General features: G+C 49.7%; 7 protein-coding genes. 6 read left to right on the forward strand and 1 reads right to left on the reverse strand.

Features of this window, described 5'->3' with window-relative positions:
* Window positions 1–102 precede the first annotated feature (102 nt).
* Entirely contained in the window at window positions 103–1,848 is a 1,746-nt protein-coding gene (locus ACQ76X_RS17225) for an alpha-glycosidase (RefSeq protein WP_038588486.1), read from the reverse strand.
* Window positions 1,849–2,628: 780 nt separating this feature from the next.
* On the opposite strand from ACQ76X_RS17225, the gene ACQ76X_RS17230 reads away from it, so the two are divergent.
* The 6 genes from ACQ76X_RS17230 to ACQ76X_RS17255 form a co-directional block, all read left to right on the forward strand.
* Window positions 2,629–3,966 (forward strand): sugar ABC transporter substrate-binding protein, encoded by a 1,338-nt coding sequence (locus ACQ76X_RS17230; RefSeq protein WP_438495166.1) that lies wholly within the window; start codon window positions 2,629–2,631, stop codon window positions 3,964–3,966.
* A gap of 106 nt (window positions 3,967–4,072) precedes the next feature.
* Window positions 4,073–5,389, forward strand: a complete 1,317-nt coding sequence (locus ACQ76X_RS17235) for a carbohydrate ABC transporter permease (protein ID WP_438495167.1) — start codon at window positions 4,073–4,075, stop codon at window positions 5,387–5,389.
* Window positions 5,386–6,231 (forward strand): sugar ABC transporter permease, encoded by an 846-nt coding sequence (locus ACQ76X_RS17240; RefSeq protein WP_038588495.1) that lies wholly within the window; start codon window positions 5,386–5,388, stop codon window positions 6,229–6,231. Before ACQ76X_RS17235 ends, ACQ76X_RS17240 begins: the two co-directional genes overlap by 4 nt.
* A 260-nt stretch (window positions 6,232–6,491) precedes the next feature.
* Entirely contained in the window at window positions 6,492–8,603 is a 2,112-nt protein-coding gene (locus ACQ76X_RS17245) for a methyl-accepting chemotaxis protein (RefSeq protein WP_438495168.1), read from the forward strand.
* A 246-nt stretch (window positions 8,604–8,849) separates the two neighbouring features.
* On the forward strand, window positions 8,850–9,548 hold the full coding sequence (locus tag ACQ76X_RS17250) for a thioesterase II family protein (protein ID WP_438495169.1): 699 nt from the start codon (window positions 8,850–8,852) through the stop codon (window positions 9,546–9,548).
* 156 nt (window positions 9,549–9,704) lie between these two features.
* Window positions 9,705–12,674, forward strand: a 2,970-nt coding sequence (locus tag ACQ76X_RS17255; protein WP_438495170.1) for a non-ribosomal peptide synthetase, incomplete at its 3' end; no start/stop codon positions are given.

Genomic DNA, 12,674 nt, shown 5'->3' on the forward strand with positions numbered 1-12,674 from the left:
TCCTTCTATTTCTGGCTGAAACGGATACCGTCCTTTTGAGGACGGCGAAGCCGTTTCCACTTGATGAATGATATCTGGTCTGGATTGAATTGATGGAGCTTGTTATACTACCGCCTTAATGACGGTATAGCCGTATGCTGGCAGCTTAACGGACAGCTTGCCGCGCTCAGCGCGCAAGGATTCGCCGGTGAACAGGTTCTCCCATTGACGTTCTTCTACACCAATGTGGAAAGTCTGGCCTGTCCCTTCTGTGTTCATCAGTACGATGATAATATCATCGCCAAGACTGCGTTCATAAGCCAGCTTGCTGCCCTGCGGGGCCGCCTCCAGGAAGGTGAGAGCGCCGGTGCGGAGTGCAGGATGGCTGCCGCGGATCTCAATCAGCTTGCGGAAAAAGCTGAACAGCTCGCGGTCCTGCTTCTCGGGATCCCACTCCATGCATTTGCGGCATCCCGGATCGCCTTCGCCATCCATGCCAATTTCAGCGCCGTAGTAGATGCACGGCGTGCCCATAAAGGTGAACTGGAACAATGTGGCCAGTTTCAGCTTGTTCTTGTCTCCTCCGGCCAAGGTCAAGAGGCGCGGTGTATCATGGCTGTCCAGCAGATTGAAGGCCACTTCACTGGCCTGCAGCGGATAACGCGACAGCTGCTTGCCGATGGCATTGGCAAAACCTTCGGCGTCAAGCGTGCCGGAGACGAAGAAATCAATTACGGCATCGGTGAACGGATAGTTCATTACCGCGTCGAATTTATCACCTTCCAGCCAAGGGGCAGATTCATGCCAGATTTCACCCAAAATATAAGCTTCGGGATTTGCGCGTTTTACTACTTTGCGGAAGTCGCGCCAGAATTCATGATCGACCTCATTGGCAACGTCCAGACGCCAGCCGTCAAGGCCTACCTCACGAATCCAGTATTCAGCTACATTCAGCAAATATTCTTTAACTTCAGGATTCTCTGTATTCAGCTTTGGCATCAGCGGTTCGAAGGCAAAGGAATCATAATTCGGGATGTTGTCCACCACTTGCAGCGGGAATTCACGGACATGGAACCAGTCCTTGTAGCGGGAGTTTTCTCCGTTCTCCAGCACATCAACGAATGGGGCAAAGGTTCTGCCCGAATGATTGAACACGGCGTCCAGCAGCACGCGAATGCCGCGTTCATGGCAGGCATCGACGAGTTTTTTGAGTGTCTTCACATCACCGAAATGCGGATCAACCTTCATATAGTCCTCTGTATCATACTTATGGTTGGTAGTAGCCGCGAAGATGGGAGTGAAATAGATGCCGGTAATGCCAAGCTCGGTCAAATGATCCAGATGGTCAATGACTCCTTGAAGATCTCCGCCGAAGAAATTTTCCGGTGTAGGCGTACCGCCCCATGGCTGCACATTCTCGGGATTCAGACTGGGATCACCGTTCGCAAAGCGCTCCGGAAAGATCTGATAGAAGACAGCGTCCTTCACCCATGCCGGTGGTGCGAACACATCTACAGGGTTTATGTACGGAAATTCAAACAGCCTGTTCGGATTCGCCGGACGTTCTGTCTGAAAGTCGCTTTCCGTCATCCAGATCCGCTCATGACCTTTTTGCAGCAGGAAACCGTATTTCAGCCTGCGGTACAGGGGAACCGACTCGCATTCCCAATAATCAAACATCGCATCCGAAGTGAAAAGCTTCATCGGAATCAATTCTTTAGTAGCATCCCAGGCATATTTATCGCCCGCCCAGGCGAACACCTCTGTCAAATCTCCCTTTTTGGCACGTAGACGAAGATGGATGGTTTGGCGGTCATAGGCATAAGACCAATTCAAGCGCGGACGGTGGTATACAGCTTCCAATAACATGATAATTCCTCCTAAAAAGTTGGTTTGTGTTGTGGAATCCCAATGCAGAACTAAGACGATGCATTATGCGCAATTTGCATGAAGTGGATATATAAGGAACTTAAGGGGTGATATACGGACATGTGCCCGCAGTGCGCAAACATTGTGCCACGATTGCACAATATCGCCCTTACATTCGCCCATAGCAAAGAGGCACAACCGCCGCCGAAGAGATAGTTCCGAGGTTGTACCTGTGTCAAGTAACATTGCCTTTTAGTTATAAAAGAACAAAGGGCGGATGCTTCTGCTGCTTCCAACAGATCAAGCTGCTCATAATGGTTTGGATTATAGCACGGAATAAATAGCCGTTCAATACTATTGTTCAAACCATTGCACAATTATTCACTTGCGATCAGGCGCTTTTACGGTGACCTAATTTTCAAAAGATTCATTACAGAAGATAAGTGCGGCTATAAATTGTTAATGAAAACAAATAATTGAGTCGAGATTGACGAAAATAAAAGTAAATAAGAGTAATCTTGCGAATAAGGGATATATTGTATTGTTATCATGGATAATTAGCCGAAAATGGACGAATATACCATGTGCAAACGTTTTAACAATTAAGATTCCTGTTGTATTATAAATTAAGTAATGAAGCGCTTTCTAGAACTTGACTAAAGCGGATACAGAAGGTTGAAAGAATAAAACAGACATTTTTTTTGGATCTTCTGAAATCGTTTGCGCAAGTTCTGCAGTATCATTGTTGGCAAGCGTACACAAATTAGGAGGGGTTAAAGCATGAAGTTGAAAAAGCTTATGGTTCTTACCGCCGCAGCGTCTATGGCACTTTCTGTTACTGCCTGCGGATCTAACAACAACGGAAATAACGGGGGCAGCAACTCAACCGCAACGAACGCACCATCAGAAAGCACGGCTCCGGCCGGAAACGCAGGCACAGACAACACTGGCGCCGAAACCGCACAAATCACCCCAGAAGATGGCGCAACCCTGACCGTATGGGAGAGTAAGGAAGAAAGAGCCTTTACAGACGCAATCGCGAAGGAATTCACTGAAAAATACAATGTTCCGGTAAAAATTGAAGAGTTGTCACCGGTACAGCAAGTTACCAAACTGTCCCAAGACGGTCCTTCCGGTTTGGCTGCCGACGTTGTTTTGATTCCGCATGACAACCTGGGCAGAGCAGCAAGCGCACAACTTTTGCTTCCAAACGATGTGTTCGAGCAAGAAACAGTAAAGAACAATACAGAATCCTCGATTACCGGTGCCAGCTATGACGGTCTCCTGTACGGCTACCCGCGTGCAGCTGAAACTTATGCTTTGTACTACAATAAGTCTCTTGTTACTGAAGCGCCTAAGAGTTTTGATGATGTACTCACCTTCGGCAAAACCTTCACCGACAAATCCAAAAACCGGTATGGAATCATGTGGGAAGTCGGGAACATGTATTTCGACTATCCGTTCATCGCTTCCAACGGCGGTTATCTCTTCGGGGATAACGGCACGAACAAAGACGATATCGGGATCAATACCGACGGCGCAATCCAAGGCTTGAGTGAATTTAAGAAACTGAAAGAAATTCTGCCAATCAACAGTGGCGATATTAACCCGGATATTAAGCGCAGTCTCTTCAACTCCGGCGATGTCGCAATGGATATCAACGGACCTTGGGAACTGGCCGGATACAAAAAGGCTCTGGGCGACAATCTGGGACTGACACCGCTGCCGACTGTCGGTGGAAAGACTGCCATCTCCTTGGCCGGCTTCAAGATCTTCGCGGTTAACGCGTATACGCAATATCCAAATGCCGCTAAGCTCTATGCTGAGTTCGCTTCCAGCAAGGATGCCCAGCTTAAGCTGAACAAACTGGTCGGATCGATTCCAACCAACTTGGAGGCTCTGGAAGACCCGCAAATCAAGGATGATGCTTATGTATCCGTCTTTGCTGAACAGGCTAATAACTCCCAACCAATGCCATCTATTCCTGAAATGGGAAATGTGTGGAGTCCTGTAAATGCTGCCCTGCCGGAAATCTGGGACAAAGGCGTAGACCCTAAGACTGCAATGGACAAAGCAGCCCAACAGATCAAAGATCTGAACAACGGCTCTTCGAAGTAAACATCTGCAGATCTATTCCAACAGTATATTTATGAAATCAAATCACCCGCCGCCTGGTAGCGGCGGGCGATTCTCTGATTTCCCAGGAGAGGAGAACGGAAGGGAAATGCAGCGACACCATACTAGAACAGCAACGATACTGTCTACATTGTTTATGGGATTGGGACAAATATATAACCGCCAATTTATCAAAGGTTTTATTTTTTTGATTGTAGAGGCATTAAGCTTAACTTACTTTATTGAGAAGCTTGGACGGGCGTTCTGGGGTATCGTTACCTTGGGTACAACCTCCCAACATTTTGAGAAGGTCAAAGGGATTGCCAAGTTGGTCAAAGGTGATCATTCTATATTTATTCTAATTCAGAGTTTGATTACAATTATATTCTTTGTTCTGTTTCTGCTTGCGTGGTATATGAACATTAAAGATGCCCGAAAGACTGGAGCTGCGCGAGACGCAGGCCAAACTCCGGCTACATTTAAACAGAGCATCCGTTATATCCTCGATTACAAGTTTGCGCAGACATTTCTTATTCTGCCGTCTGTAGGTATTCTGCTATTTACAGTAATGCCGATCATCTTCATGATCATGCTGGCATTTACGAACTATGCTGCGCCTAACCATATGCCTCCGGCCAAGCTTGTAGATTGGGTTGGCTTTGAAACATTCCGTAATCTGGTGGTACTTAAATCATGGAGCCAGACCTTTTACGGGGTACTTACTTGGACTATTATCTGGGCGATCTTGTCCACGGTTACTACCTATTTCGGCGGCATGCTGGTCGCGATGCTAGTCAGCCAGCAAGGCATTCGTTTCAAGGGCTTCTGGAGAGCCATTCTGATTGTTCCATATGCTATTCCGCAGATGATCTCCCTTCTGCTCATGCGCAACCTGTTCAACGGCCAGTTTGGTCCAGTTAACCAATATCTAAAATTTTTCGGGCTCGGTGGCCTTCCTTGGCTAACGGATCCATTCTGGGCCAAAGTAACGGTTATCGTGGTTAACTTGTGGGTCGGTATTCCGGTATCCATGCTGCTGATTATGGGGGTTCTGACAACGATTCCGCGCGATATGTATGAAGCGGCCGAAGTGGATGGGGCGACCAACTACCAGAAATTCCGCATCATAACATTGCCTATGGTGCTGTTCTCGACGGCGCCTACACTGATTGCCCAGTTTGCAGGCAACATCAATAACTTTAATGCGATCTTCCTGTTAACAGGCGGTAGTCCCCCAAACGGGGATTATCAGTACGCCGGTTCCACCGACTTGCTCGTGACGTGGCTTTACAAGCTCACGCTTGACCAGAACAAATATAACATGGCATCTGCGGTCGGAATCATTATCTTCTTGATCGTAGCCAGCTTCTCGCTTTACAATTACCGGCGGTCGAAATCATTCCAGGAGGAGGACATGATCCAATGAGCGGAGCAAAAATTAAAACAAAAATACGGCTCGGATTAAGTTATTTGATGTTGCTGATTCTGTCTGTTGCAGCACTCTATCCTGCCATTTGGATTCTGTTATCGTCGCTGCGGCCGGGCAAATCCCTTTACAGTAAAACACTGATTCCTGAAACGTTTACGCTTGAACATTACCGGGCGCTATTCTATGATAACACCCTGCTGTTCCCTACCTGGTGGCTTAATACGTTTAAGATTGCCTTGTTCTCAATGATCCTGGGCGTTTTCTTGACATTGCTTACAAGCTATGCAGTTTCCCGGTTCAGATTCAAGGCGCGGAAGACCACCATGTCCGGACTGCTGGTGCTTGGAATGTTTCCAGGCTTCATGAGTATGATTGCCATCTATTTGCTGCTGAAAGAGTTTGATCTGCTGGATAAACATCTGGCTCTGATTATCGTATATGCAGCCGGTGCTCCGCTAGGCGGGACACTAATCGCGAAAGGGTTCCTCGATACGATACCGCGTTCGCTGGACGAAGCTGCCCGCATTGACGGAACAAGTAACTTTGGAATCTTCTGGAGAATTATTCTGCCTTTGTCGAGACCGATGATTACCTACATGGCGCTTACCCAATTTGTCGGACCGTGGGTTGACTTTATCTTTGCAAGACTCATTCTGCGGACCAAGGATAAATGGACCGTTGCCGTCGGTATGTGGGACATGGTGGATTCGAATCAGAACTCCAATTTCACGACTTTTGCGGCAGGCGCTGTACTGATCTCTATTCCGATCATGATTCTCTTTGGCTTCCTGCAAAAATTGCTCGTCGAAGGGTTGACGGCTGGGGCGAGCAAGGGTTAATCAGGCCCTTTGCCACTTTGCGCGATTTAACGAAAACAAGGTACAGCCTTCATTTGACTGCGAAGGGTGTACCTTGTCTTATGTATTTTTATTTAATTTATGGGGTTTAATAGCGGGGCCCTTGCAAAGGATCTGAACCGGCATCGAGGCAAATCACCACTTTGTGGAGTTATTCAGGGACTTCAGCTGGGCACCTGATTAGGCTTCAAGGATAAAACCCACTAATGTGGCGTTATTTTATTCTATGGGAGAGTAGACTTATGAAACGGCAGCGAAGCCTGCATCTGCAATCGGTTGGCGTCAAATTATTTGTAATCCTGTTCAGTACCATTCTGTTGTTGTCCTCCGTGCTTGGTTTGACTTCCTTTTACGCAGCCAAAGGTATTATTACCGATGAAGTAGCTGCTGCTTCATCGCAAGCGATTGTCCAGGCCGCTGATAAACTGGATTTCCTCTTTGTCGAGTATGAAGCGCTTTCGCGGCAATTTGCCGTGGATCAGGCGCTTAAGGCAGATCTGGAGGCGGTAAATAATCCCAGTATCGGGATCGTAGCTAAGGTTGCCGCCGAAGAGCGTATCCGCAGCAAGCTGGATGCAGTCAAAGGCTCCGATGAGCGTCTATTGGGCATCCGGCTTGTTTCTCGTAGCCTCGCCGAAGTTGAATCTTATAAAACCTCGGGCGTTACGGGGATCCGCACCGATGAGGGGATTCTGGCGAGATTCAAGCAGATTGACGAGGCCAAGGGCAATCCAGTGTGGTTCCCGGTCCGGCCGACGGGTTTCTTCGATACATACTCGGAAGCTTCTCTCACGATGGGGCGGCTTCTGCGCAATATGCAAAATCCGCAAGCGGAATATTATATGCTGATTGAGATCAAGCGAAGCTCTCTCAACGACATGTTAGCGAATCTGCGCATCGGAGAAGACGGTGAGCTGCGCATCCTTGATGCTGACCGAAAGGTTGTGTATGCGAAGGATGATGCTCTGCTGGAGCAGCCTTCATTCATCAAGCCGTCGAGGGCAGAGGTCGAGCCGCAGCCGGGCCAAGAATTGGATCGTTCCTTTATGGCAGACGATGAAGCCGGAACGGAGCAACTGGCGGTGTACCAGCCGTTGACCACAGGTGGTTGGACACTGCTTGGCTATGCGCCGGTCAGTGATTTCACCAAGTCGGCCGACCGCCTGTTGTACATTACACTGCTCGTAGTATTCGCGGCGGCGCTGATTGCTCTCTTGATCGGCTATGTGCTGGTTCGTCTGATTGGCCGGCCGCTCGGTAAGCTGGCCCGGCTGATGGAGGAAGGGGAGCAAGGCAACCTTAATGTTCGTACCAACTTCAAGGGCCGCGATGAAATCGGCCGGCTTGGACATAGCTTCAACCGGATGATGGAGCAGATTTCCCGGCTGGCTGGCCAAAGCGGCGCTTCGGCGACAGAGGTTCTGGCGACATCCGAACAGCTGGTTCATGCTTCGGCAACGATCTCGGACCACGCCCGTGAGCTGGCGGTAGCCACGGATGAAATCGCCCAAGGTGCTGCCAGTCTGGCGGCGGAAGCCGAGAGCAGCAACCATGATGTGGAGCTGATGGGCGGCAAGATGCATGAGGTGGACCAGATTAACCGGGTGATGGATGCGGCAGCGGAGAAAGTGATCGCGGTCAGCGAGCAGGGAGCGGCGCTGATGAAGACACTGGTTGCGCAAAGTGAGTCGACGGTGGAGATGATGCGGCTGATTGAAGAGAATTCGGCCAAGCTGCAGGAAAGCACTCATCTGATCCGCAATATTCTGGCGCCAATGATTGCCATGAACAAGCAGACCAATATTCTGGCGCTTAATGCTTCCATTGAAGCAGTCCGTGCCGGAGCGGCCGGCAGAGGCTTTATTGTTATCGCCGACGAGATCCGCGCCCTGGCCGGCCAGTCCAGCCAATCGATTGCCTCCGTCTCGCAAATTACAGAGGAGATCGGGCGGAGTATCAAGGACACCGTCAAGGTGGTGGGCGAGGCCGTGCCGCTGTTCAGCGAGCAGATCGGCTCGGTGCGGGAGTCGTCCCAGATTTTCGCGGCTGTACGCAAGGAAATGGAAGACTTCATTGAATACCTGGGTCAATCCTCGGCTGCGGTTTCTGAGTTGACCATTTTCCAGGCACGCCTTGGCGAGTCGATGGGCAGTGTCCGTTCCGTGGTGCAGCAGACCAGTGCATCTACGGAAGAAGTGGCGGCGATGTCTTCCCGGCAATTGACGGTAAGCGGCGAACTGGTGGCGCTGTCCAAGCAACTGGAGGAACTGGCAGAGAGCTTGAAGCAATCGCTGATATCTTTTCACGGGCAAGCTGAAAATCCGGAAGCGGACAGTCCGGAACAATTGCAGTAGAGTTGTTCCGAAGAACCTCAAAATTAGTTGTGTATCTTTCCAGGCAGGCAGCGGATAGCGGAATTTCAGCATGTTGCCTCACATCAAGATTCCTCCAACCCCGCTGATGCGGGCTGGAGGGGTCTAGTCTGGATATCCTCATTCTAAGTTTAGTAAGTATTACTTCGAACTACCCTGGTTATTTTATTCTAATCAGTTAATTGGGATTTTCTTTCAATTATTAAAAAAACATGAAAGAGATGGACTATGAAATTATTCTGTATACCTTATGCAGGTGGTTCGGCCTTCTTCTACAGTCAATGGTCAAGCCATTTAAACGGAATCGCTGAGATTATTCCTGTGGAGTTAGCTGGCAGAGGCAGGAGAGTGCACGAGCCGTTTTATCGATCTTTTGAAGAAGCAGTTGAAGATATTACATCGATTATTGTGCCGCAATTAAGTGGAGAGCCCTATGGGATTTTCGGGCATAGCTTGGGGGCAATTCTTGCCTTTGAAACGATTCATCAACTGAAAAGTAGGGGGTATAAGGAGCCTGATGTCGTTTTTTTCTCAGGAAGATCTGCTCCGCATGTACCAGACAAGGATGAAACCATCGTTCACACGCTCCCGGCTGAAGAGTTTAAGCGGCACTTAATGGAATTAGGCGGAACGCCGCCGCAGTTTTTTGATAATACGGAATTGATGGATCTTTTTTTGCCTATTATCAGGTCGGATTTCCGGTTGTCAGAGACTCATATGTTCAAAGAGAGAAACAGTAAACTTGGGTGTGACGTCTACATATTCTTCGGTTACAAGGATGACACTCTGTCAGGAGATATAGAAGAGTGGGACCAAGTATCTGATAGCGCTTGCAAGTATGTTGGTTTTGATGGAGATCATTTTTTTATTCATAGTCATTCGCAATTGGTTATAGAGGCTCTTATGAAGGCTCTCAATTTCCGCTAATCACAGCAAGATGTGTTTTTACAACAAGAACCTATAATCCAGGCCAATCATCATACTGCCTAATTCGACCTCACTTTCTCAGATTGGTTTGCGGTTGCCTTCAGAAGCATGCAGTTCATTCAGAGTCAGCATAATTAATGAGGGGGACTTACTTGTATGAGACCGTTAAGCGGGAGCGAATCTGCATTTCCATTAACGCACGCACAGAAGAGAATTTGGATGATGGAGCAGCATTATCCCGACACTTCGCTCAATAATATAACGCTGTATTTTATTTTTAAAGGAGAAGCGAATTTAGAGTGGATTGAAGCAGCCATCCACTATAATCTCAGTAACCACGCAGGCTTTGGATTGCGAATCTCCCGCAACCAGGACGGTGAGCCCTATCAATATTATGTGCCCCATCATAAAACCCCGTTCCCACTAATCAATTTCAGTACTTCAAATAACCCAAATGAGGCGCTTGAGCTTTGGACGCAGCAGCAAGCGGCAATCCCCTTCCAATTCGAGAATAACCCTTTATATTACGTAGCCCTCTTCAAAATCAGCGACGATGAGTGCGGATATTTAATCAAGGCACATCACATCATTGCTGATGGATGGTCAGGGCAAGCATGGCTTCAAGATACACTGGCAATTTATGAAAAGCTGGCGAAAGGCGAAAACAATCCGGTTGGCAGGTCCAGCAATTTTCTTGATTTTGCAGATCATGAAGAAAATTATTTAAGGTCTAACCGGTACATAAAAGACAAGCAGTTTTGGTTAAACCGTTATCAGAACTATGAGTCCCCCACGATTATGGGAACTTCCAGAGTTGTCACCAGCGATTCGGCCGGAACACGGAAATCATTCCAGCTGAACAAAGAGCTCTCTGACCGGATCAGAGAAAGACTTGATGAGAACCGGGTTTCACTAAACGCCTGGTTTGTCTCGTTAATGCTCGCCTATTTGAATCGGACGACAGGGCAAAGTGACTTAGTCATTGGGACTCCGGTCTTAAACCGTTCCGGAGCGAAAGAAAAATCTGTAATTGGTATGTTTGCCAGTACGATGCCGCTTCGGGTTCAAGTCAATGCTATGCAGAGCTTCGACTCGTTTAGCAGGGAAGTACAGCAGGAATTGATGTCATGTTACTTTCATCAAAAATATCCTTACGATAATCTGGTGCAAGAATTAGAACTGCGCAAAAGGGGAATAGATCAGCTATTTTCTGTTGTTGTAAATAATCTTGGCACCAGACTTGTGACGAATTTGGCAAACCTGACTGTAAAAGCGAACGAGGTTTACAATGGGCATCAATTTTATCCATTTCAGCTTATGATTAAAGACTGGTCTCTGACTGGTGAACTCGAATTGGCTTTTGATTACAAAGCTGACCATTCGGATGGAATTGTAGAACAGATATTTAGCTCTTTTACTGTCATGCTTCAGGATATCCTTGGGGAGCCTAGTCCTATGATCCAAGATATCCGTCTATTGGATGAAGAGGTGACCCGTCAACTTACAGTTGGATTCAATGATACGGCTGCGGAGTATCAGCGGGAAGCAACGATTCACGGTCTGTTCGAGGAGCAGGTGGAGAAGACGCCGGATGCGGTAGCGGTAGTGTACGGGGATCAGCAGCTGACCTACGCGGAGCTGAACGCACGGGCCAACCAGCTGGCGTGGACACTGCGCGGGCAAGGTGTGGGGCCGGACCGTATTGTGGCGATCATGGCGGAACGCTCGCTGGAACTGATTGTAGGGATCTATGGCATCCTGAAGGCCGGCGGGGCGTACTTGCCGGTCGATCCGGCATACCCGAAAGAGCGCATCCAATACATGCTCGGGGACAGCGGCGCGGAAGCGCTGCTGATTGACGCTGGCCTTGATCCATGCGGATTTGAGGGCGCGGTCATCGAGTTGACTTCCAGAAGGCAGGCACAATCCGTGGCCAACCCGCCGCTAGAGCTGGATTCCCGGCATTTGGCGTATGTGATGTATACCTCGGGGACCACAGGCAACCCCAAAGGGGTCATGATGGAGCATCGCGCGGTCATTAACCGCCTGCAGTGGATGCAGAATTGGTACCGCATCGGAGAAGAGGATGTCATTCTGCAGAAGACGCCGATAACGTTCGACGTTTCGGTGTCGGAGCTGTTCTGGTGGGGCATGACCGGGTCCCGGGTCTGCATGCTTTCGCCGCAGGGAGAGAAAGATCCAGCGGTGCTGGCCGAAACCATCGAGCGTCACGGGGTCACGGTGATGCATTTTGTGCCGTCGATGCTGAGCGTCTTCCTGGAGCACGCCGGGCAAGTACTTAGCCCGGAGAAGCTCGGCAGCTTGCGCCGGGTATTTGCCAGCGGAGAAGCGTTGAAGCCGCAGCATGTGGCCGGGTTCTACAAGTTAATGGAAGGGAGCGGAGCCACGCTTCACAACCTGTACGGGCCGACGGAAGCAGCTGAGGTTTCCTATTTTGATTGCATGCCACTCATCGCGGAAGCGGCGGTGCCGATCGGCAAGCCGCTTGCAAATACGCAGCTGTACATTGTAGGTGACGACTTGCAGCTGAAGCCGATGGGCATCGCTGGTGAGCTGTACATCGCGGGGGACGGTCTGGCGCGGGGTTACTTCAACCGGCCGGACCTGACGGCGGAGAAATTCGTGGACAACCCGTTCGAGCCGGGGACGCGGATGTACCGGACCGGGGATTTGGCGAGATGGCTGCCGGACGGCAACGTGGAGTACCTGGGCCGGATCGACCACCAAGTGAAGATCCGCGGCTACCGGATCGAGTGCGGGGAGATCGAAGCACAGCTTATGGCGCATGCGCATATCCGCGAAGCGGTGGTCATGGCCCGCGAGGATGAGCAAGGACAGGCGTACTTGTGCGCGTATCTCGTAAGTGATGAAGCGGTTCCGGTACCGGAGCTGCGGGCGCAACTGGCAACACAGCTGCCAGATTACATGATCCCGTCCTACTTTGTGGAGCTGGAGAAGCTGCCGCTGACCCCTAACGGCAAAGTCGACCGGAAGGCGCTGCCGGCGCCGGACCGGGAGGCTTACAGCGAAGGCTATGAAGCGCCGCGGGATGCGCTGGAGACGCAATTGGCGGAGTTGTTCGCAGAGGTGCTGGGGGTAAACGAA

It is taken from the genome of Paenibacillus sp. IHBB 3054, from assembly GCF_051594305.1.
Lineage (GTDB): Bacteria > Bacillota > Bacilli > Paenibacillales > Paenibacillaceae > Paenibacillus_AQ.

What these genes read in the sequence shown, in the direction of transcription:
- ACQ76X_RS17225 (WP_038588486.1), bottom strand. Translation starts at nt 1,848, where the DNA reads ATGTTATTGGAAGCTGTATACCACCGTCCGCGCTTGAATTGGTCTTAT.
- ACQ76X_RS17230 (WP_438495166.1), top strand. Translation starts at nt 2,629, where the DNA reads ATGAAGTTGAAAAAGCTTATGGTTCTTACCGCCGCAGCGTCTATGGCA.
- ACQ76X_RS17235 (WP_438495167.1), top strand. Translation starts at nt 4,073, where the DNA reads ATGCAGCGACACCATACTAGAACAGCAACGATACTGTCTACATTGTTT.
- ACQ76X_RS17240 (WP_038588495.1), top strand. Translation starts at nt 5,386, where the DNA reads ATGAGCGGAGCAAAAATTAAAACAAAAATACGGCTCGGATTAAGTTAT.
- ACQ76X_RS17245 (WP_438495168.1), top strand. Translation starts at nt 6,492, where the DNA reads ATGAAACGGCAGCGAAGCCTGCATCTGCAATCGGTTGGCGTCAAATTA.
- ACQ76X_RS17250 (WP_438495169.1), top strand. Translation starts at nt 8,850, where the DNA reads ATGAAATTATTCTGTATACCTTATGCAGGTGGTTCGGCCTTCTTCTAC.